Annotated in this window: 21 protein-coding genes; 13 read left to right on the top strand and 8 right to left on the bottom strand. The window is 41.6% G+C overall.

Annotated features, from left to right (window positions below):
* Nucleotides 1-221 (top strand): hypothetical protein (locus tag ASU00_RS26250; protein WP_236712734.1); only part of this gene is annotated, 221 nt, incomplete at its 5' end.
* A gap of 75 nt (nucleotides 222-296) precedes the next feature.
* Here ASU00_RS26250 and ASU00_RS14340 read toward each other — a convergent pair.
* The 8 genes from ASU00_RS14340 to dnaA all read right to left on the bottom strand — a co-directional run bounded on the left by ASU00_RS14340 (nucleotide 297) and on the right by dnaA (nucleotide 10,708).
* Nucleotides 297-1,364, bottom strand: a complete 1,068-nt coding sequence (locus ASU00_RS14340; RefSeq protein WP_236712737.1) for an HD-GYP domain-containing protein — start codon at nucleotides 1,362-1,364, stop codon at nucleotides 297-299.
* Between the two features lie 186 nt (nucleotides 1,365-1,550).
* A complete protein-coding gene (gene gyrA / locus ASU00_RS14335) occupies nucleotides 1,551-4,094 on the bottom strand; it encodes a DNA gyrase subunit A (RefSeq protein ID WP_057914149.1) in 2,544 nt (847 codons plus the stop codon).
* Between the two features lie 96 nt (nucleotides 4,095-4,190).
* Nucleotides 4,191-6,116 carry a DNA topoisomerase (ATP-hydrolyzing) subunit B gene (gene gyrB, locus ASU00_RS14330; RefSeq protein ID WP_057914159.1) on the bottom strand — a complete coding sequence of 642 codons (1,926 nt, stop codon included), beginning with the start codon at nucleotides 6,114-6,116 and terminating at the stop codon, nucleotides 4,191-4,193.
* Nucleotides 6,117-6,187: 71 nt separating this feature from the next.
* Nucleotides 6,188-6,457 (bottom strand): extracellular matrix regulator RemB, encoded by a 270-nt coding sequence (gene remB / locus ASU00_RS14325; RefSeq protein ID WP_057914148.1) that lies wholly within the window; start codon nucleotides 6,455-6,457, stop codon nucleotides 6,188-6,190.
* Between the two features lie 12 nt (nucleotides 6,458-6,469).
* The gene (gene recF, locus ASU00_RS14320) at nucleotides 6,470-7,588 is read right to left on the bottom strand and encodes a DNA replication/repair protein RecF (protein WP_057914147.1); all 1,119 of its coding nucleotides are present in this window, start codon (nucleotides 7,586-7,588) and stop codon (nucleotides 6,470-6,472) included.
* 21 nt (nucleotides 7,589-7,609) lie between these two features.
* Nucleotides 7,610-7,822 carry a S4 domain-containing protein YaaA gene (gene yaaA, locus ASU00_RS14315; RefSeq protein WP_057914146.1) on the bottom strand — a complete coding sequence of 71 codons (213 nt, stop codon included), beginning with the start codon at nucleotides 7,820-7,822 and terminating at the stop codon, nucleotides 7,610-7,612.
* 206 nt (nucleotides 7,823-8,028) lie between these two features.
* Nucleotides 8,029-9,165, bottom strand: coding sequence for a DNA polymerase III subunit beta (dnaN, locus tag ASU00_RS14310; protein ID WP_057914145.1), 1,137 nt, complete (start codon nucleotides 9,163-9,165; stop codon nucleotides 8,029-8,031).
* 193 nt (nucleotides 9,166-9,358) lie between these two features.
* Nucleotides 9,359-10,708, bottom strand: a complete 1,350-nt coding sequence (dnaA, locus tag ASU00_RS14305; RefSeq protein WP_057914144.1) for a chromosomal replication initiator protein DnaA — start codon at nucleotides 10,706-10,708, stop codon at nucleotides 9,359-9,361.
* A gap of 1,023 nt (nucleotides 10,709-11,731) precedes the next feature.
* On the opposite strand from dnaA, the gene rpmH reads away from it, so the two are divergent.
* The 12 genes from rpmH to ASU00_RS26245 form a co-directional block, all read left to right on the top strand.
* Nucleotides 11,732-11,866 (top strand): 50S ribosomal protein L34, encoded by a 135-nt coding sequence (rpmH, locus tag ASU00_RS24565; RefSeq protein WP_081092489.1) that lies wholly within the window; start codon nucleotides 11,732-11,734, stop codon nucleotides 11,864-11,866.
* 80 nt (nucleotides 11,867-11,946) lie between these two features.
* Entirely contained in the window at nucleotides 11,947-12,303 is a 357-nt protein-coding gene (gene rnpA, locus ASU00_RS14300; protein WP_057914143.1) for a ribonuclease P protein component, read from the top strand.
* A gap of 101 nt (nucleotides 12,304-12,404) precedes the next feature.
* On the top strand, nucleotides 12,405-13,193 hold the full coding sequence (spoIIIJ, locus tag ASU00_RS14295) for a YidC family membrane integrase SpoIIIJ (protein ID WP_057914142.1): 789 nt from the start codon (nucleotides 12,405-12,407) through the stop codon (nucleotides 13,191-13,193).
* Nucleotides 13,190-13,810 (top strand): RNA-binding cell elongation regulator Jag/EloR, encoded by a 621-nt coding sequence (gene jag, locus ASU00_RS14290; RefSeq protein WP_057914141.1) that lies wholly within the window; start codon nucleotides 13,190-13,192, stop codon nucleotides 13,808-13,810. The genes spoIIIJ and jag overlap by 4 nt, the downstream gene beginning before the upstream one ends.
* 350 nt (nucleotides 13,811-14,160) lie before the next feature.
* Complete coding sequence (mnmE, locus tag ASU00_RS14285; protein WP_057914140.1) at nucleotides 14,161-15,546, top strand: tRNA uridine-5-carboxymethylaminomethyl(34) synthesis GTPase MnmE; 1,386 nt, start codon at nucleotides 14,161-14,163, stop codon at nucleotides 15,544-15,546.
* A gap of 21 nt (nucleotides 15,547-15,567) precedes the next feature.
* Nucleotides 15,568-17,454: a tRNA uridine-5-carboxymethylaminomethyl(34) synthesis enzyme MnmG gene (mnmG, locus tag ASU00_RS14280; RefSeq protein WP_057914139.1), complete on the top strand. Its 1,887-nt coding sequence runs from the start codon at nucleotides 15,568-15,570 to the stop codon at nucleotides 17,452-17,454.
* A gap of 30 nt (nucleotides 17,455-17,484) precedes the next feature.
* Nucleotides 17,485-18,201 (top strand): 16S rRNA (guanine(527)-N(7))-methyltransferase RsmG, encoded by a 717-nt coding sequence (gene rsmG, locus ASU00_RS14275; protein ID WP_057914138.1) that lies wholly within the window; start codon nucleotides 17,485-17,487, stop codon nucleotides 18,199-18,201.
* A 368-nt stretch (nucleotides 18,202-18,569) separates the two neighbouring features.
* Nucleotides 18,570-19,430 carry a nucleoid occlusion protein gene (noc, locus tag ASU00_RS14270; protein ID WP_057914137.1) on the top strand — a complete coding sequence of 287 codons (861 nt, stop codon included), beginning with the start codon at nucleotides 18,570-18,572 and terminating at the stop codon, nucleotides 19,428-19,430.
* Nucleotides 19,431-19,683: 253 nt separating this feature from the next.
* Nucleotides 19,684-20,445: a ParA family protein gene (locus tag ASU00_RS14265; RefSeq protein WP_057914136.1), complete on the top strand. Its 762-nt coding sequence runs from the start codon at nucleotides 19,684-19,686 to the stop codon at nucleotides 20,443-20,445.
* Complete coding sequence (locus ASU00_RS14260; RefSeq protein ID WP_057914135.1) at nucleotides 20,438-21,298, top strand: ParB/RepB/Spo0J family partition protein; 861 nt, start codon at nucleotides 20,438-20,440, stop codon at nucleotides 21,296-21,298. Before ASU00_RS14265 ends, ASU00_RS14260 begins: the two co-directional genes overlap by 8 nt.
* A 54-nt stretch (nucleotides 21,299-21,352) precedes the next feature.
* Nucleotides 21,353-22,054 carry a DUF554 domain-containing protein gene (locus ASU00_RS14255; protein ID WP_057914134.1) on the top strand — a complete coding sequence of 234 codons (702 nt, stop codon included), beginning with the start codon at nucleotides 21,353-21,355 and terminating at the stop codon, nucleotides 22,052-22,054.
* A partial coding sequence (locus ASU00_RS26245; RefSeq protein ID WP_236712733.1) for a hypothetical protein occupies nucleotides 22,047-22,250 on the top strand: 204 nt, incomplete at its 3' end. The genes ASU00_RS14255 and ASU00_RS26245, both read left to right, overlap by 8 nt.

Genomic DNA, 22,250 nt, shown 5'->3' with positions numbered 1-22,250 from the left:
CTTTTTTAATAGTGTGTGCTCACTTAAAATTTAACGTTGGCGCTTTGTTTTGTTCAGTTTTCAAAGAGCGATTTGTTTATCGTTTCCTCAGAAGCGACTTTAATAATATATCAAATATATTATTTTTTGTCAACAACTTTTTTTCTTTCGCTGTCGACTTAGTTATTATATCTAGTATCGGAAACAAAAGCAAGCGTTATTTTAAATTAAATGAAAGATAGAGAATCGGCATCTAGGCCCTCCCCCTAAAAAGACATTGGGCATATCTTTTCAGGAGTAGGCCTTCCTGTTAACTCTTAGAGTATTTCTTCAATATATAACTCCCGGGTTAGACTTAAATTAATGACTTGCCCACTATCTTTCACCTTGATGATTGGCTTTGTTTGGTGACTGGCGTCAATGAACATGATTTCTGCAATTAAGCCATTGTTCAGCTTGACACTGCTACCTATTGAAATGCTAGCAAAGCTTGATAACAAGGTCTTCACTACTTCTATATCAAACTTACCGAATTCATCGTGCAGGATCATTTCCAATACTTTAAAGGGAGACTGTTTTCCCCTATATGTCCTTTCAGAGGTCATCGCATGAAAGACATCTGCAACGGCAATGATTCTTGAGAATAAGTTCATGGGCTTTGTTTTCAAGCTTTTGGGGTAACCTGTTCCATCCAACCTTCCGTGGTGTTCTAGAATGGCTGTCTTCATACTATCCTTAATGATGGAACTATCTTTTATCATTTTGTAACTGAAAATAGGATGCTCGTGAATCTCCTCGTAATCCTCGACAGTCAGACTTTCCGTTTTAGTTAATAACTTGGGTGGTAGCTTTGCCATCCCACAGTCAGCCAGACATCCGCCTATGGCCAGTTGATAGACATCGGCCCTACTGCATTTCATCTTGGAGGCAATGTACCCTCCTATCAACCCAATTGAAATGGCATGGTGAAACAAATAGTCTTCCTTATTGCAATAGTGGTGCAACATTAAAATATTTCGTGGTTCCTCTAAAGCTTTATCCAATAATGGAATCATGATTAAACGAATCATTGCCACATCTACCTTGCTGCCTGCCTGCCAGTTCCTGAATAATCGCTTATAGGCTTGGATGGACTTTAGATATAATTCGGTAAAATCGGACGACTCTTCCACTTGATCCAATTCAGGATCTATCACTTCTTTCGGAAAAAATCGTTTTCCGTCGATCAAAGTTCTATCAACGCTTACCTCCGTTATAAAAAAAGCTTGTAAAGCCTCAATTAACTCCGCGGTCAAGACTGTTTTTTCATACATGATGGGACGGTCGGAGAGGCCTCTAATTTCCTTGGAAAGAATACAGCCTTCCGTTAAATAGCGCGTTTTCACTAGCAAAATGGTCCACCTCGATAATAGTTTTGATAGATTTCATTTTACTTGAAAAACATGGTATAAACTATCTTTTTTATGATTATATACCTAACCCAACTCACCTTCCGAACATAATAACCGTGACCTTTTACTCAAAAACAAAAAAACGACCCAGCATTTTAGCTGGATCGTTTAGCGGAATCATTATTCTTCGGTATCTTTTTCCGTTTCTTCATTTTCGCTCACAACAGTAGGTTCCGATACAGTTTCTTGATCGACTGTTGGATCTACCTCTAAATCTACTTCCTCTTCTTCTCTTCCAACGATGGCCACTGTCGAGACGTATTCATTGTCTGCGGATTCAAGGCGAATGAGTTTGACCCCTTGAGTATTACGGCCTGTTTTGGATATGCCTTCGACTTCCATCCGGATCAATACACCTGCAGCTGTAATCAGCATCAAGTCCTCATCTTCTCCGGTAACGGTTTTCACGGCAATGAGTTCACCATTTTTCTCCGTGACATTACACGTTTTTATCCCTTTGCCGCCGCGGCTTTGAATACGGTACTCTTCCGCAGAGGTCCGTTTTCCATAACCATTTTTCGTAACAATCAGGACTTCTTCGTCATCTTCAAGAATTTCCATGCCCACCACTTCATCTTTTGACCTTAAGGAAATCCCTTTCACTCCCGCTGCAGTACGGCCCATCGTCCGGACATCCGTCTCTGGGAATCGAATCATCATCCCGGACTTCGTTCCGATAATGATCTGTTTCTCTCCATTCGTAAGACGGACCGAAATCAATTCATCATCTTCCCGTAAACCTAAAGCGATTAAACCATTATTACGGATATTCGCAAAAGATGACAATGGGGTTCGCTTCGATATCCCGTGGCGTGTCGTGAAGAATAGATACCAATCATCGGCGAATTCCTTCACCGGTATGATGGCATTGACCCACTCCCCTTTATCCACTTCCAATAGGTTAATGAGCGGTAAGCCTTTTGCGGTCCTGCCATATTCAGGTATTTCATATCCTTTTGAACGGTATACTTTACCTTTGTTCGTGAAGAATAATAGCGTGTCATGAGTCGAAGTGGTCAACAAGTGACCGACGAAATCATCTGTATTCGTTCCCATGCCCTGTATCCCCCGGCCGCCACGTTTTTGGCTGCGGTATGTCGTTGCCGGCAGACGTTTAATATAACCGTTATGAGTAAGGGTCACGATGATATTTTCCTCTGGGATTAAATCCTCATCTTCCAGGCTTTCAAAGCCTGCTAATGTGATTTCCGTTCTTCGTTTATCATTAAAACGGTCCTTGATTTCAAGAAGCTCTTCACGAATGATTTCAAGAACCTTTTCCTCATCTGCAAGGATCGCTTTATATTCGGCAATAATAGCCATTAATGCTTGATATTCATCTTCGATTTTTTCACGTTCCAGACCAGTTAAACGTTGTAGACGCATATCCAAAATAGCTTGCGCCTGTTTTTCGGATAGTGAAAACTGTGTCATTAACCCAACGCGTGCAATATCAGTCGTTTGGGAACCACGTATTAACGATATCACCGCATCCAGATTATCGAGCGCAATGCGCAAGCCTTCTAAAATATGGGCACGGGCCTCCGCTTTGCGCAATTCAAATTCGGTCCTGCGCCGTATGACCACTTGCTGGTGCTCTAAGTAGTATTGCAGGCATTGTTTCAAATTCAATACTTTTGGCTGTCCGTCCACCAAGGCAAGCAGGTTGATCCCGAAGGTTGTCTGCATGGCAGTGTGCTTATACAAGTTATTCAAAAGGACATTTGCATTAACATCCTTGCGCAGCTCCATGACGATGCGCATGCCGTTACGATCCGATTCATCTCGTAAATCGGTGATGCCTTCGATTTTCTTGTCCCGGGCAAGTTCCGCAATCTTTTCAATCAATCTTGCTTTATTGACTTGATACGGGATTTCTTTAACGAGGATAACCTGTTTTCCATTAGGTTTTTCTTCAATTTCAACTCTTGCCCGTTGAATGATCGACCCTTTTCCAGTTTCATAGGCTTTTCTTATTCCACTTCTTCCTAAGATTAACCCGGCTGTCGGAAAATCGGGCCCTGGAATGAATTCCATTAACTCCGGTATCGTAATTTCAGGATTTTTGCTTATGGCCAATACGCCATCAATTACCTCACCTAATTGATGTGGCGGAATGTTGGTTGCCATTCCCACTGCTATACCAGATGAACCATTCACCAACAGGTTAGGGAAACGGGCTGGCATAACGGCTGGTTCTCTTTCTGAACCATCATAGTTATCCTGGAAGTTGACCGTTTCTTTATTTAAATCACGAAGCAGCTCCATCGAAATTTTCGACATCCTTGCCTCTGTATACCTCATAGCGGCAGCTTGGTCTCCATCGACCGAACCGAAATTGCCGTGACCATCGACAAGCATGTAACGATAGTTAAAGGGCTGCGCCATCCGTACCATCGTTTCATATACAGCTGAATCACCATGCGGGTGATATTTACCGATTACTTCCCCGACAATACGGGCAGATTTTTTAAATGGTTTATCCGAAGTCATTCCAAGATCATTCATTGCATAAAGAATTCTTCGGTGTACCGGTTTTAAACCGTCCCTTACATCAGGCAAAGCACGAGACACGATAACGCTCATCGCATAATCCAAAAAAGATGTCCGCATCTCGGTACTTATATTTATTTCTTTTACACCTGATCTTTCATTTTCTGACATGGAGCCAACCTCCTATAAAAAGCTTATACTCTCGTTTTGTTTTAACTGTTCGTGCGCTATGTAAAGAACAGGATGTAAAAGCATCCTGTCAAAAAATCAAACATCGAGATTTTTTACATAAATTGCATTTTCTTCGATGAAATTACGTCGCGGCTCAACCTTGTCGCCCATCAACATCTCAAAAGTTTCATCTGCCTCGGCAGCATCTTTCAAACTGACTTGAAGCAGCGTCCGCGTTTCAGGGTTCATCGTCGTTTCCCATAGTTGCTCTGGATTCATTTCCCCTAGCCCTTTATAACGCTGCAGGTTAGGCTTTGGAGTACTTGGCATACTAGCCATGATTTCTTCAAGCTGCCGATCATTATAAGCATAATCCACTTTTTTCCCTTGCTGGATTTTGAAAAGTGGCGGCTGAGCTATATATATATATCCATACTCGATAATTTTTCTCATATAACGGTAGAAGAATGTCAACATCAGCGTTCTGATATGGGCTCCATCCACATCCGCATCGGTCATGATAACAATTTTATGGTATCTAGCCTTTTCAATATTGAATTCATCGCCAATGCCTGTTCCAAGTGCTGTGATGATCGTACCTATTTCCTCATTGTGCAGGATTCTATCCAATCGTGCTTTTTCAACGTTCAGGATTTTACCTCTTAGCGGCAAAATAGCTTGGAAATGGCGGTCACGTCCTTGTTTGGCCGATCCTCCCGCCGAGTTTCCTTCAACGATGTACAATTCACTGATAGCCGGGTCCTTAGATGAACAATCTGCCAATTTACCCGGTAGGTTGGATACTTCCAGAGCACTTTTCCTTCGTGTCAATTCACGGGCTTTCTTAGCTGCCATACGGGCTCTTGCTGCCATCAGACCTTTATCGATAATTTTTCTGGCCACTGCAGGATTTTCGTATAAGAAGGAATCAAGCCGTTCCGAAAGGATGGAATCGGTAACCGTTCTTACTTCAGAATTTCCCAGTTTGGTTTTCGTCTGACCTTCAAACTGAGGCTCAGGATGCTTAATCGAAATGATGGCCGTTAAACCTTCCCGGACATCTTCACCAGAGAAGTTGGAATCGGCTTCCTTCAAAAGACCATTTTTCCGTGCATAATCATTGATGACCCGTGTCAAAGCCGTTTTGAAGCCTGATTCATGCGTACCGCCTTCATAAGTATGGATATTGTTGGCAAATGAAAAGACATTGCTGATATAGCTGTCATTATATTGCAGTGCTAATTCGACAGAAATTCCATCTTTCTCGCCTTCCATGAAAATCGGTTCCTCATGCAGGACCTCTTTTGAACGATTCAAATGCTCAACATAGGACTTGATACCACCCTCGTAGTGATACTCCCTGATTTTCTCTTCTTCTTCGCGTTTATCTTCAATGATCAGTTTCAGGCCTTTATTCAGGAACGCAAGCTCACGGATACGGGTGGATAACGTGTCGAAATCGTACTCCAACGACTCAGTAAAAATTTCGCCATCAGGAATGAAGTGTACCGTCGTACCTGTATGATCGGTTTCACCGATAACCTTCAGATCTTCTTTAGGAACCCCACGGTTGAATTGCTGATAATGGATCTTGCCTTCACGATGGACATACACTTCCAATACCGTGGACAAGGCATTAACTACTGAAGCACCTACACCATGTAAACCACCGGAAACCTTATAGCCCCCGCCGCCAAACTTTCCTCCGGCATGAAGGACGGTCATGATGACTTCCACAGCCGGACGTCCCATTTTCTCATGGATTCCGACTGGAATTCCCCGTCCATTATCGACTACCGTTATGCTATTGTCTTCTTCGATCGTCACTTTGATTTCCGTACAGAAACCCGCTAGTGCCTCATCAATACTGTTATCGACAATTTCCCAAACAAGATGGTGAAGTCCTTTTGCAGAGGTCGTTCCGATATACATCCCCGGACGTTTACGAACTGCTTCTAAGCCTTCCAAAACCTGTATCTGATTCTCATCGTATGCCTGAGCTTGTACTTCTTTTTGTTCCATTGTCATTCGTATCACCTACACTTTTCTTTTGGCATTTATCATTTTTCAGGAGCGATCATTACGCTTATTGCTTAAATTGAAAGAACATCTATATCATCGATCAATAACGATTGCTGCAGCGACCGCTTTTTCAACGTCGACGAAGCAAGCGGTGAATAATAGACCTGCTTATCCGTCACTACAATCGATTTAACCGAGTTTTTTGCTAAATGGGACGTTACATCAGCCTTTTTATCCAAAAACTCCTTCATGATTGGAGAGGACTGGAGCAGCTTCTTATCTAAAATGGCTATGACATCGTCCGTTTTCACAAGAATGTCTTCACCAATATGGAGATACATACATTCACCTCATCATTTAATCTTTTTTATACTTCCTTGACTAACATAAAAGGTGGACGCTTCTCTTAGGGTTTGATGATCGATTCCATCAACGGAGGGTGTCGTCACGAATGTTTGCACTTTCCCTTGTATCGTATTCAATAAATGGGATTGACGGAAATCGTCAAGTTCCGATAACACATCATCCAATAATAAAATGGGATACTCGCCAATTTCCTCATGAATCAGTTCAATTTCGGCAAGCTTCAGAGATAGTGCGGTTGTACGCTGCTGTCCTTGTGAACCATATGTCTGGACATCACGGTCATTCACAAAAAAAACCAGGTCGTCACGGTGAGGACCGACCAGCGTTACACCCCGTTCAATTTCCCTTGTTTTTATTTTATCAAATTTTTCTGTGTATACTTCTATCATTTTCGTCAAATCCATAGATTCTGATACATCAAGCGACGGTTTATATTGGATTTTCAATACTTCTAGATTTCTGGAGATTCCCGAATGGATCGGCTCCGCCCATTGCTGGAGCTTTAAAAGAAACTCATATCTTCTTTCGACAATTTTCGCTGCATACTGGATGAATTGATCAGTTAGTACATCAAGCATTGTCGTATCCGTTTGTTTCCGGGTCTGCAAAAGCTTTAAGTAATGATTTCTTTGTTGAAGTATTTTATGATATTGGCTCATATCATGAAGGTATACGGGAGAAACCTGGCCAATTTCCATATCTATAAAACGGCGTCTGACTATAGGACTGCCCTTTACAAGGTTTAGATCCTCAGGCGCAAACATGACCACGTTCATATTGCCGACATATTGACTTAACTTTCTTTGTTCAATATGGTTGCACTTCGCCTTTTTCCCTTTTTTTGAAATGGTCAGCTCAAGTGGTATTGAGGTATTTCTCTTTCTTACTCTGCCTTCTATCTTAGCATATTCTTCATCCCAGCGAATAAGTTCTTTATCATTTGAGGTCCGATGGGATTTCGCCATCGCTAAAACAAATATAGATTCCATGACGTTTGTCTTTCCTTGGGCATTTTCTCCGAGGATAACATTGACTTTATTTTCAAAGTCGAGATTCAATTCGGTATAGTTGCGGTAATTTCTCAAACTTATATTCTCAATATACATATTCCGCTCTTCCCTTATGTTTTAGCTTGTAATTGTGAAAGTTCCAAATCCAGGAATCTCTATCTTATCTCCGGACCTTAATTTCCTGCCTCTTCTCACATCTAATTCACCGTTGATGAAAACCTCATATTCGCCCAAGAACCATTTTGCCATCCCGCCGCTTTGAATCAAATCGGCCAATTTCAAAAATTGTCCAAGTGTAATATATTCCGTGCTGATTTTTATGGATTCCATTTCCTTGTCTCACTCCTACCCAAGTAGTCTTTAATATTTCATTTTACTAAAAAAATCCCATTAAGACAAAGTATTGCTTTTTAAGCGCTTGTTTTTAACATTTACTTCGTTTGCTGAGGGAGCGACCATTGCTGATTATATTTGGATATAAAAAAATTAAAGGCCCGTTAAACAAGCCTTTAATTATTCTAGGATATTATTTACCTTCAATAAGTTCGAACTGGAAGAATCAATTGCAGCATCGAATCATCATGAAGCGGACGGATGACAAACGGACGCATCGCACCAGTGAAGTTTATTTTTATATCGGTTCCTTCCAAGGCCTTTAAAGCATCCATCACAAATTTGGCACTGAAGGAGATTTTCAGATCTTCCCCTTCAATGGCTTCAGCCGGGACCTCTTCGATTACTTTACCAATTTCGGGAGTATTGGAGGATACCTCGATAATGCCGCCTTCAAGGGTCGTCAATTTAACGACATTATTTCTTCCTTCCCTCGCCAATAAGGATGCCCTGTCGATTGCTTGGAGAAAATCTTTCGTATGGACGGTCACATCCGTTTTGCTATCCGATGGGATCAAGCGGGATGTATCGGGATAATTCCCTTCGAGCAATCTTGAGTAGAACAATAAATTTTCAGCCTTGAAAAGAACTTGGTTTTCGGTAATGACGATTTCTATCAGTTCGTTTGTATCATCAAGGATTTTACTTAATTCATTCAGGCTTTTACCAGGAATGACAACGCTATAGGTCCCGTTAATTTTATTTTCTATTTTGGCCGTCCGCATTGCCAGCCTATGGCTATCTGTTGCAATACAGGTCAATTCATCATCTTGAACTTTTAGGTTTACACCTGTCAAGATTGGCCGTGTTTCTGACGTGGACACAGCAAAGCCAGTTTGACGGATAAGCGTCTTCAAAAGATCTGTTGGCAGTTTAAACATGTTTTCTTCTTCAATGATCGGCAGATGTGGATATTCTTCAGGATCCAATCCATTCAAGTTAAATTCAGCTTTACCTGAGCGGATACTCGTTTGAAAGTTATTCTCCACTTCAATATCGACTGTATCCATCGGCAGTTTTTTGACGATTTCACTGAAAAAACGGGCATTCAGGACAATACCGCCACTTTTTTTCACTTCAACGATTTCATCTCCATCGACTTCGGCTGGAATGAATGATTGGATCGAAATATCGGAATCACTTCCTGTTAATGTGACACCCTCACTCGTAACGGTTATTTTTATCCCAGTTAGAATTGGAATCGTTGTCCTGGATGTGACTGCTTTCATAACTTCTTGGACACTATGAACTAATCGATCTCTTTGGATTATAAATCTCATGTTTCATCCTCCAATTTTTTAAATGCCAAATAGGCATATTTATTAATAATTTTTATAAAAAAGATAGTAGTAATAGTAGTAGGGCCTGTTGATATGTGGATAAGTCGATTCGAGCTAAGGAAAAACAGTCTATCCACTTGTGGACAGACTGTGTGTAAGTAGTCGTCGGTTATACACATTATCCAGAATAAGATTATACCCTTAACTGATCCTGTATTTCTTTGACCTGACGTTGAAGCTGGGTATCCGTCTGCATGAGCTTAGAAATTTTTTCATGTGCATGGATAACGGTCGTATGATCGCGACCTCCAAATTCATCACCTATCTTAGGCAGCGATGAGTCCGTTAACTCCCTGGAAAGATACATGGCGATCTGCCTTGGGAATGCTACCGATTTAGTCCGTTTTTTTGCCTTGAAATCCTCCAGCTTGACGCTATAATGCTCACCGACCGTCTTTTGGATCTCTAGGATGGTGATGATTTTAGGTTTAGAGCTTGGAATGATGTCCTTTAATGCTTCAGCAGCCAAATCTGCATTGATATCTTTATTGATTAATGAAGAATAAGCTACTACGCGAATGAGTGCCCCTTCGAGCTCACGGATGTTCGAATCGATTTGATTCGCGATATAGAGCATAACTTCATTCGGAATATCCAGTCCCTCCGCTTTTGCCTTCTTACGTAATATGGCAATCCGCGTTTCAAGATCAGGAGGTGTTATATCCGTAATCAATCCCCATTCGAATCTGGAGCGGAGCCGATCTTCGAGTGTAGGGATTTCCTTTGGCGGGCGGTCACTTGAGATGACGATTTGCTTGCTTTCTTCATGCAAGGCATTGAATGTATGGAAAAATTCTTCTTGGGTTTGTTCTTTTCCCGCTAGGAATTGAATATCATCAATCAATAAAACGTCCACGCTTCGATAACGATCCCGGAATTCCCCGGCTTTATTGTCCCGGATGGAATTGATGAATTCGTTCGTGAATTTTTCGGACGATAAATATACGACCTTTGCATTCGGATTATGCTCTAGAACATAATGTCCAATGGCATGCATTAAATGAGTTTTTCCGAGACCTACGCCCCCGTATATGAATAAGGGGTTATAGGCTTTGGCCGGAGCTTCTGCGACAGCGAGAGACGCGGCATGGGCAAAACGATTGCCGGAGCCGATGACAAACGTATCAAAGGTATTTTTCGCATTCAGCATATGCTGTGGGAATGCAGCATGCTCTTTATCTTGCTTTTTAATCTTTTTAGGCTGAACCGGTACGGTAAAATCATCGTCTTCTTGATTAGGGGGAATGATGAATTTTGCTTCCAATTCCTCACCGGTAAGTTCAAACAATACATCAGAAATAAGATGGGAATACCGTTCTTCGAGCCAATCCCTGGCAAATTCGTTAGGAGCGGTGACTGTTAATGTATCACCCTGAAGTAAATATGCCTTGGTTGATTTAAGCCAAGTTTCAAAACTTGGTTTACTGATTTTTTTTTCGATTTTTCCGAGCGCCTGGTTCCAGAGGCTATCGATGTTGTCCAAACTTATCCCTCCTTTGCAAAATATTTTTATGAATGAATGTATGCACAAATAAACTCATCGATTGCCGTCTTTATATACAATTGGACAGCAAAGGTTCGGTGAGCTGTATAAGGGATGTTATGTTGTGAAATGAAGTGTCCCTATTACTAGATATTGCACTGTACAACCTTTGTACAAACTACATCTTGCTAACCGATGTAGATTTGGATGTTTATTCATCAACAGGTATTTAGTAAAATATATAATAAAGAAGAAAAAAGGGTTTTCGACAATATCCACCATCTGTGGACAAAATAATATACACAGGTCGAATAAGCTATCCACATGTTATACACAGTCTGTGGATAACCGTTACCTGTTGATAAAGTTATTCAGAGTGAAAACACAAATATAATATCAGAAAATCAGGCGTCTTGCAATGGGCTAGAAAACTTTATCCACAACATACCGCTCGTGTGGGAAAAACTTTTCCACAGGCTATTGTTATGTGCAAAAGTCAATGAAACGGGCTGTGGATAGAAAAAAACATGTCGAATTTTATCCACAGAGCTAGATTTTGGGCCCAAATGATTTTATTTGATCTCCTTTGTACAAGCGATAAAACCTCCAGGATATAGATGGAGGTTTTTCTTTAGGCTTTTTTCGTTGTTGTTTAAATTAAGGTGGATAAGCGAACATTGGAGGGGAAATCAGCAACACGGAACTATTTGGTGAATAGCCACAAGTATGCAATAACAGCTTTTTCTTATTATTTGTCGAAAGTTGTGTCTATCAAGGGGGATTACTGGTGAATCTCATATTTGTGCTCATGGAAAAAATGATGTAAATTTTCCTTTCACCAAAAATTTCTATATCAGTTCAGAGCAAAATCATTTACAATAGGCTAGGTAGTAAAAAAAGGCCCACTGGACATTTGAACAAGAAAAACATATTTTTTCTGGATGAGGTTGACAAGTAGAAACCTCCATCTATATAATTGTAAAGACTGTCTTTAACTGTTATTCCTCAGGGAGGTGTCATATAATGAAAAGAACTTATCAACCGAATAAACGTAAACATAGTAAAGTTCACGGTTTCCGTGCACGTATGAGCACGAAAAACGGACGTAGAGTAATCGCTGCACGTCGCCGCAAGGGCAGAAAAGTATTATCTGCATAGACCACTGAAAAGTCTCAGTGGTCTTTTTTCGCAAAATAAGGGATTTACTGAGACTCAATTCATGTAATGAAGGTGTAAAAATGAAAAAAAAGTTAAGGATTAAGAAAGAGGATGAATTTCAGCTTGTATTTAAAAAAGGTGAATCTTCTGCTAATCGGCAATTCGTCGTCTATGTCCTAGAAAAGCCAGGTCAGGATTATTTCCGTATCGGACTTTCGGTCAGTAAAAAAATCGGCAATGCCGTTGTAAGGAACCAAATCAAAAGATACATACGGCAAGCGTTTTTGGAATTGAAAGAAGATATAGAAGAAGGTAAGGATTATATCGTGATTGCTCGAAAACCAGCGGCGGAGATGGACTTTTTCCAGGTGAAAAGCAGCTTGATCCATGTCCTGAAACGTTCTAAATCACTAAACTTTTCAAAGAAAAAACAATGAAATCCCCTATATGGCGGAAGCGAAGCATCCCTCGCAGATGTCGGCTTGTCTTTCGCTAATTATTTCAAAAAAGATTGATTGCAGTTAGGAGGAAATTACGGTTGAAAAAACGAATATTACTCATTATTGGACTAGCCTCGATAATGATGCTGTTAGCTGGGTGTACGGAAATTAAAGAACCAATTACTGCGGATAGTGAAGGTTTTTGGAATTCATACATTGTCTATCCATTATCAGCCCTAATCATTTGGCTTTCTGAAACATTCGGTGAAAACTATGGTTTAGGTATCATCGGTGTCACGTTAATCATTCGCTTAGCATTACTTCCACTTATGATTAAACAGGTTAAAAGCTCTAAAGCAATGCAGGCCATTCAGCCTGAGATGAAAGAACTTCAAGCAAAATACAGCTCAAAAGATGCTGCCACTCAACAAAAACTACAGCAAGAAACAATGGCTCTATTTTCAAAATATAATGTGAATCCTTTGGCAGGGTGCTTGCCGATCGTGGTGCAAATGCCGATCTTAATCGGGTTTTACCATGCCATCAGCCGTACGGAAGAAATTGCCTTACATAGTTTTCTTTGGTTTGATTTAGGCTCTCCGGATCCTTACTATATTTTACCGGTCGTTGCAGGTATCACGACTTTCATCCAACAGAAAATGTCGATGGCTGGAATGAACTCCAATCCAACAATGGCGGCACAAATGACGATGATGCTTTACATCATGCCGATCATGATTGTTGTTTTTGCTATTAATTTCCCCGCTGCTCTTTCTCTTTACTGGGTAGTAGGTAACCTTTTTGGTATCGTTCAAACATATTTCATTAAAGGACCGGATCTTAGAAAAGCAGCTGCGGAAAACGCGGGAGGGGCAAAGAAAAAGTGAAAAAAGTAACTGCTACAGGACAATCTGTCGAAGAAGCAGTAAATTTAGCTTTAGCTCAACTGAACAGCACGAAGGATCGCGTCGAGATTGAAATTGAAGATGAAGGCAAAAAAGGGTTTTTCGGCTTATTTGGAGCAAGGAAGGCCATTGTCCATGTGACATTGCCTCCTGATCCCATCGAAGAGACACTTGAATTCCTGAAGAATGTCAGCCTTCAGATGGGGGTCGATGCAAAAATCGATGTCCAACGTAAAGGGAAGAACGTAACATTCCAATTATCAGGTGATAAAATTGCATTATTGATTGGGAAAAGGGGTCAAACGCTAAATTCCCTTCAATATTTAACGCAGCTTGTTGCAAATCGCCATTCGAAGCAGTTTCTGAATATTGCTGTCGATGCAGAAGATTATCGAAATCGACGCAAGGATACGCTAATCCAGTTGGCTGAGAGAATGGCAAACAAAGCGGTGAAAACCGGGAAGGCCGTTTCACTGGAGCCGATGCCATCCTATGAACGTAAGATCATTCATCATGCACTCTTGCAATACTCAACAATCAAAACGACTTCAAGTGGCACGGAACCATATCGCCATTTGATCATCACACCGCTTAAATGAACCTCCTGCTTTTTAGCAGGGGTTCTTTTTTTAGGGCGACCTATAAGTTTTTTTGTCGAACGGTAGTATTAATAAAGCTCATTCAACAAGAACCGACACGTTTCCTTACGATGGTCCCAAAAATCGGTCAAGGAATCGAAGAAAGAGGCAGATGGCCACATTTGTTATTCACATGTGGATAAGTTAAAATGAATGTTACAGAATATGGATGCGTTGCGTGTGGATAACTCTTGAAAGGAAGGAGTATCTACTTTTTTTCATGAATATACTATGGTATTGTAGTAATTTAGGGATTCGACGATTTTATTATTAAAATATTAGGGAAACATCAATATATAAGAGGTGAAAACATGGAATTCGATACAATCACCGCTATCTCTACACCCTTAGGGGAAGGAGCAATCGCCATCGTTAGAATAAGCGGTGATGAGGCCATAGAAATAGCCGATGGGATATTTAAAGGACCAGGCGGAAAAGCGTTGACGGAGGTCAATTCACATACGATTCATTACGGCCACCTTATCCAGCCTAAAACAGGCGAAATCATAGAGGAAGTCATGGTTTCGGTCATGAAGGGGCCGAAGACGTTTACAAGGGAAGATGTAGTCGAAATAAACTGTCACGGTGGTATCGTTTCGGTCAACCGGGTATTACAGCTCATTCTTTCACAAGGGGCTCGCCTTGCGGAACCGGGTGAATTTACGAAACGGGCCTTCTTGAATGGAAGAATCGATCTTTCCCAAGCGGAGGCCGTCATGGATTTAATTCGTGCTAAAACGGATAAAGCGATGAATGTTGCTTTAGGTCAAATGGAAGGCAGGCTTTCAAAATTAATCCAAAGCCTTCGTCAAGAAATTTTACAAACCCTCGCTCAAGTCGAGGTAAACATAGATTATCCGGAATATGATGATGTCGAAGAAATGACACATCGTATATTTTTGGAAAAAGGCAGTTATGTGAAGAACGAAATCGAAAAGCTGCTTCATACAGCCCAGCAAGGAAAAATCCTCCGTGATGGCCTTGCGACAGTTATCATAGGGCGACCGAATGTCGGAAAATCCTCCTTGCTTAACAGCTTGGTTCATGAAAATAAAGCAATCGTGACTGATATTCCCGGAACAACACGTGACGTAATCGAGGAATATGTAAATGTTCGCGGTGTTCCGCTTAAACTTGTCGATACTGCAGGAATTCGGGAAACGGAAGATATCGTTGAACGAATTGGAGTCGAACGGTCTCGTGCAGTGTTGAAAGAGGCTGATTTAATTCTGCTCGTATTGAATTTTTCCGATGCTTTTACTCCTGAGGATGAGTTGCTATTCCAGGCTGTCGAGGGAATGGATGTCATCGTCATCATTAACAAAACGGATCTTCCGCAAAAAATCGATATGGCAAAGGTTAAGGAATATGCAGCATCCCACAAAGTTGTTTCCACTTCATTACTTGAAGATCAAGGAGTCGATGAATTGGAGGAAGCCATCGCTTCATTATTTTTTGCAGGTGCTTTAGAAACGGGAGATCTAACGTATGTTTCCAATGCGAGGCATATAGCTTTACTCGGACAGGCTCTACATTCAATTTCCGATGCAATCGAAGCGATTGAAATGGGTACGCCAATTGATTTGGTTCAAATTGACTTCACGAAAGCATGGGAGCTCCTTGGAGAAATTATTGGTGAAAGCGTCCAGGATAATTTAATCAACCAACTGTTCTCACAATTTTGTTTAGGAAAATAAGTGTAAAAGGAGGAAGAAGACATGCAATACGAAGCAGGTAGCTATGATGTCATTGTAATTGGAGCTGGACATGCTGGTAGTGAGGCAGGCCTAGCCGCTGCAAGGGTAGGCGCTAAAACGTTGATGATTACCATTAACTTGGATATGGTCGCCTTCATGCCGTGTAACCCCTCCGTTGGTGGACCGGCAAAAGGAATCGTCGTGCGGGAAATTGACGCTTTAGGCGGAGAAATGGGAAAAAATATCGACAAGACTCATATTCAAATGAGGATGTTGAATACGGCAAAAGGTCCGGCCGTCCGTGCATTGCGTGCCCAGGCAGATAAATTTCTCTATCAACAAGAAATGAAAAAGACGATAGAAGACCAAGAAAATCTTACTTTGATTCAAGGAATGGTAGAGGAATTAATTATAGAAAACGACATTTGTACGGGTGTCATCACAAAAACAGGAGCGGTATATCGTGCGAAAACGGTCGTAATCACGACAGGAACTTATTTACGTGGTGAAATCATCTTAGGCGAACTGAAATACTCAAGCGGTCCTAATAATCAGCAGCCTTCCATCAGGCTTTCTGAACATTTGGAGCAACTAGGATTTGATTTGGTCCGTTTTAAAACGGGAACACCGCCGCGTGTCAATAGCTCTTCCATCGATTACAGCAAAACGGAAATACAGCCTGGCGATGAAGTGCCACGTGCCTTCTCTTATGAAACGACAAAGTTCATCACCGATCAATTGCCTTGCTGGTTAACGTACACGAATGAAGGAACGCACCAGCTGATTGATGATAATTTACACCGTTCGCCTATGTATTCCGGAATGATAAAAGGAACGGGACCTCGTTATTGTCCATCGATAGAAGATAAGGTCGTTCGTTTTAATGATAAACCGCGTCACCAAATCTTCCTTGAACCAGAAGGTCGCAATACGAAGGAAGTTTATGTGCAAGGGTTATCCACCAGTCTGCCTGAAGATGTGCAAGTGAAGATCCTTCAGACGATCCCGGGACTTGAGAAGGCTGAAATGATGCGTGCAGGATATGCAATCGAATATGATGCAATCGTCCCTACCCAGCTTTGGCCTACCTTGGAAACGAAGAAGGTTAAGAATTTGTATACGGCTGGACAAATTAACGGCACGTCAGGTTATGAGGAAGCAGCTGGCCAAGGTCTGATGGCCGGTATTAATGCTGGATTGAATGCAATAGGTAAAGAAGAGCTGATTTTAAGCCGTTCCGATGCCTATATTGGGGTACTCATTGACGACCTTGTAACGAAAGGCACCAATGAACCTTACCGATTGCTGACTTCACGGGCAGAATATCGGTTATTGTTACGTCATGATAATGCCGATTTACGCTTAACGGAAATTGGATTTAATATCGGAATGATTAAGGAAGAACGCTACAACCGTTTCCTTTCGAAAAAAGCAGCGGTCGAACAGGAAAATGAACGACTGAAATCACATTTCATCAAGCCGACTAAAGAGGTACAAGAGGTCATCACTGCCAGTGGCGGCAGTGAGCTGAAGGATGGAATCCGTGCATCCGACTTATTAAAACGGCCTGAAATGAACTATTCCCATATTCAAAGTTTGGCTCCAAGTGATGTCGAACTTAGCGATGAAGTGACGGAACAGGTCGAAATCCAGGTCAAGTATGAAGGGTATATAGAAAAATCATTACAGCAGGTCGACCGCCTGAAAAAAATGGAGAATAAAAAAATTCCAGAGAATATCGATTATGATGCCATTTCTGGTCTCGCAACGGAAGCACGTCAAAAATTAAAGCAGGTCACCCCGCTATCTGTAGCGCAAGCTTCAAGAATTTCCGGTGTGAATCCCGCCGATGTATCGATCTTGCTTGTCTATTTGGAACAAGGAAAGATTTCCAGACTATCTCAGTAATGGAAATACCCGAAAAGGATTGAAGAAAACATGAATATAGAACAGTTCCAACAAGCACTGCAGGAGAAAGGGATCGAGCTTTCTCCTTACCAGCTGGATCAGTTTGACGCCTATTACCGTTTATTGGTTGAATGGAACGAGAAGATGAACTTAACGGCCATCACTGACAAAGAAGAGGTGTATCTTAAGCATTTTTACGATTCAATCAGTGCTGCCTTTTATTTCGATTTCAACAAACCATATCGAATTTGCGATGTTGGGGCTGGAGCGGGATTTCCGAGTATTCCATTGAAGATTTGTTTCCCTGCTATCTCCGTTTCGATTGTTGATTCTTTGAATAAGCGAATTTCTTTTTTGAATCATCTTGCAGATTCCCTGCAATTAAAGGACGTTTACTTCTATCATGACCGGGCGGAAACCTTCGCCCAAAATCCGGAGCATCGCGAAAGCTATGATATTGTCATGGCAAGGGCTGTAGCTAGAATGTCCGTTTTGAGTGAATTATGTTTGCCTCTCGTTAAACCGGAGGGCACGTTCATCGCCATGAAAGCCGCTAGTGCCCAGGATGAAATGGACATAGGAAAAAAGGCGATTTCTACTTTAGGCGGGGAAATTTCCGAAATTCATCACTTCACGTTGCCAGAGGAAAATAGTGAAAGAAACATCATTACTGTCAAAAAGGTGAAGAAAACACCAAAAAAATACCCAAGAAAACCAGGGACACCGAATAAACAGCCCATTGAATGACCTTTAGTTGAATTACGTATTGAGCTGGCACATGTTCCCGTTTTGTTTTACTATAAAGATATCATTTCATTCATATAAGCTAGCATGAAGGCGAATTTTGGCACCATATCGTCCTTGTGCCAATCTTTCAAAGCAGAACGGGAAAGTCGGCGATATTTCCATTTTGTTTATAGGGAAATAATCCGGGGCAAGCCGACAGAATTAGATAATTACTGGTCGTCCACTTCTCATATTGCCTTGATGACGCCAGTCGACATGTTTTTTACAGTGAAGGACCATATGTATAACCATGTCGGGAAATGTATGCAGGACTTGTCCTTTAAATAGAGAATATGTTATTTGGGAGTTTTAAAAGGTGGTGTAGGAAGATGAAGCATCCTTTTTCGCGGTTCTTTGGGTTTGGCGAAAAAGAAGAACAGCAACTAGAGATGGAGACACCTAGCAACAATAATGAAGAAATAAGAAAAATATCCATTTCTGATATTGTGCCTAATCGATTTCAACCAAGGACCGTTTTTAATGACGATAAAATTGCTGAATTGGCTCAAACGATTCATACTCATGGGATCATTCAACCGATCGTAGTAAGGGCTTACGGACAGGGGAAATATGAAATAATAGCAGGTGAGCGCCGTTTTCGGGCCATGCAAAAGCTGGGCTGGGAATTGGCACCTGCAATTATCAAGGATTTCACCGATACAGAAACGGCTTCCGTTGCGCTGATAGAAAACCTGCAGCGTGAAGAGTTGACACCGATTGAAGAAGCATTGGCCTACGGTAAACTATTGGAGCTTCATAGTTTAACCCAAGAGGCCCTGGCACAACGACTGGGAATAGGACAATCTACCGTTGCGAATAAGCTGCGGCTGCTTAAGCTGCCCCAGGAGGTTCAAGATGCACTTCTTCAAAAGCAAATTACGGAGCGCCATGCCCGTTCGTTGATACCGTTGAAAAATCCGGAAAAGCAGGTCAAACTGCTTTTGGAAATCATCGAAAAGGGGTTGAACGTCAAGCAGACGGAAGAGCAGGTCGTCAAGCTTCTGACAGGTACGGTGCAAAAGCCGAAGCCTAAGCGGAAGGCGTTCAGTAAGGACATGAGGATTGCCGTGAATACGATCCGACAATCGCTCAGCATGGTTACAGACAATGGAATAAACTTGGATGCAGAGGAAGAAGAATTCGAGGAGTATTATCAGTTCACGATTAAAATACCGAAAAAGAAATCTTAATCCCCATTTTTGGCTCAGCTTGGTAGTCTCCGATTACCAAGCTTTTTTTCTTGCTTGCGCAAGTCTTATCGACTTCGAATGTTCCCTTTTTTTCGATTTTTTGTGCCGTGTAGGCATATTTCAATTTTCATGAGGAATTGAAGAAAACGATTTCTTCCAGTAATTTTCATGATAAAATAGAAAGAAATAAATCGATTTACGGTAAAAGCGATTAAGTTTGGCGTGTTGAAGATAGTTGAAAGCAGGTGAATTCGTGGGTAAGATTCTTGCCATTGCCAATCAAAAAGGCGGTGTTGGAAAAACGACAACTTCTGTCAGTCTAAGTGCTTGTCTTGCTTACATAGGGCAGAAAGTCTTAATGGTCGATATCGATCCGCAGGGAAATGCGACAAGCGGTGCAGGTATTGATAAAGCTGATGTGGAGCAGTGTATTTATGATGTATTGGTGGATGACGTCGAAGCCAGTACCGTCATCTTGGAAACAAAGGTGGAAAACTTATATGCCATACCTGCGACCATTCAACTTGCAGGTGCTGAAATTGAACTTGTCCCAACCATATCAAGGGAAGTGCGCTTAAAAAGGGCATTGGAAGAGGTGCAAAGCCAATACGATTACATTGTGATCGACTGCCCTCCATCTCTAGGCCTGCTCACGCTTAATGCCTTAACGGCTGCTGATGCCGTTTTGATTCCTGTTCAATGCGAATATTATGCATTGGAGGGTTTAAGTCAACTCTTGAATACGGTTCGTCTCGTCCAAAAGCATTTAAACCATGATTTGAAAATCGAAGGTGTGCTATTGACGATGCTGGATGCGAGAACGAATTTAGGTCTCCAGGTCATTGAAGAAGTCAAAAAGTACTTCCAGGATAAAGTTTATCAAACGATCATACCCCGCAATGTGCGTTTGAGCGAGGCACCGAGCCATGGAGAACCAATCATCATTTATGATCCGAAGTCACGTGGAGCGGAGGTCTATTTAGAATTGGCAAAGGAAGTGGTATCAAATGGCTAAAGGACTTGGCAAAGGACTTAACGCAATCTTCAATAATGGAGAAATCAGTAAAGATGAAATCGTGCGCGAAATCAAATTAAGGGAATTAAGGCCAAATCCTTATCAGCCTCGAAAGAACTTCCGGCTTGAAGCAATAGAAGAATTAAAGCAATCGATCGAGGAGCATGGGATATTACAGCCGATTATTGCCCGGAAAAGTATTAAGGGTTATGAAATCGTGGCCGGCGAGAGACGCTATCGTGCAGCGAAGGAAGCTGGTTTAAAGACAGTTCCAGTCGTTGTGAGGGACTTGGATGAACAGCAGATGATGGAGCTGGCGATTTTGGAAAACCTGCAGCGGGAGGATTTAAATCCGATCGAGGAAGCGGCTGCCTATCAAACGCTGTTAGAGAAATGGGGATTCACCCAGGAGCAGTTGGCCAATCGGCTAGGGAAAAGCAGGCCTCATATTGCCAACCATGTTCGATTGCTCTCCCTGCCTGAAGGGATAAGAAGCCATATCTCGGCAGGGGAGCTGTCGATGGGACATGGTCGTGCATTACTAGGTATCAAGAACAAGGAAATGCTTGAGCCAGTAATGAATAAAATCCTCAAAGAAGGAATGAATGTAAGACAGCTGGAGCAATACATACATCAACTGAACGATTCTGTTTCACGTGAAACGAAACAAAAGAAACAAGAGAAAAAAGATATATTCATAAAACAACGGGAAACAAGCTTGCGTGAAAGACTGGGAACCAGTGTAACGATAAAGCAAAGCAAGAAAAAAGGGAAAATAGAAATCGAATTTTTTTCAAAAGAAGATTTAGAGAGAATTCTGGACTTAATTGATCAAGAGAACCTTTCCTCTTAACTTGGAAAATAATATGTCGATTTTTTTTTAACTGTCGAAAATCAGGTGAATAAGATGGTATTATTAGGAACTTTGGTAAATGGTGCGTGCATTATAATCGGGTCGATTTTAGGAATGTATTTACAGCGTATACCTGAAAAAATAAAAGAAACGGTCATGAGCGGAATCGGTTTAGCCATCATGGTTTTAGGCTTGCAGATGGGATTGAAAAGTGAGCACTTCATTCTTGTCATCTTAAGCATTGTAGGCGGAGCTGTCCTCGGCGAATGGATTAATCTTGAGGCTAGGCTGAATTCTTTAGGCAATTGGATCGAACGAAGGATGAAGGCGAAGGAAGGTAGTTCCATATCACAGGGATTTGTGACGGCTACGCTCATATTTGGGATCGGGGCGATGGCCATCATCGGTGCCCTTGATAGCGGAATCCGGAATAATCATGATGTTTTGCTAACGAAAGCGATCATTGATGGGTTTACCGCACTGGTACTCGCTAGCACGCTAGGCATCGGTGTCCTCTTTTCCGCATTTCCGATCATCATTTATGAAGGTTTCCTTGCAATCTTCTCAAGGCAGATCAATGCGATGATACCAACTGCACTAATGGATTCCTTCATACTCGAAATGACTGCAACTGGCGGAGTCATGATATTGGCGATAGGCCTGAACATCATAGGTGTCACCAAAATCAGGGTCGCAAACCTGCTTCCGGGTATTCTCATTACAGCCATTCTCGTCACGATCATGTATTATGTATAAAAAAAGAAGGAAGGGAATTAAACTGGTACCTGTAGTTAGGACACTTGAAAAAGAGTGTTTTATCTACAGGTATTTTTTTATACTTACATTTCACAATACGGGACTAGGAGACGTCATGAGTAAAATAACATTTTCAGCTAAAGAGATCAAAGCACTCCAAAAGAATTCAAATGTAAAGCGTGTCAGTCAGAAATTG

Source organism: Peribacillus muralis (assembly GCF_001439925.1).
Lineage (GTDB): Bacteria > Bacillota > Bacilli > Bacillales > DSM-1321 > Peribacillus > Peribacillus muralis.
Note: the sequence above shows the minus strand (reverse complement) of the source record. Positions and strands in the feature narration are given on the sequence as shown.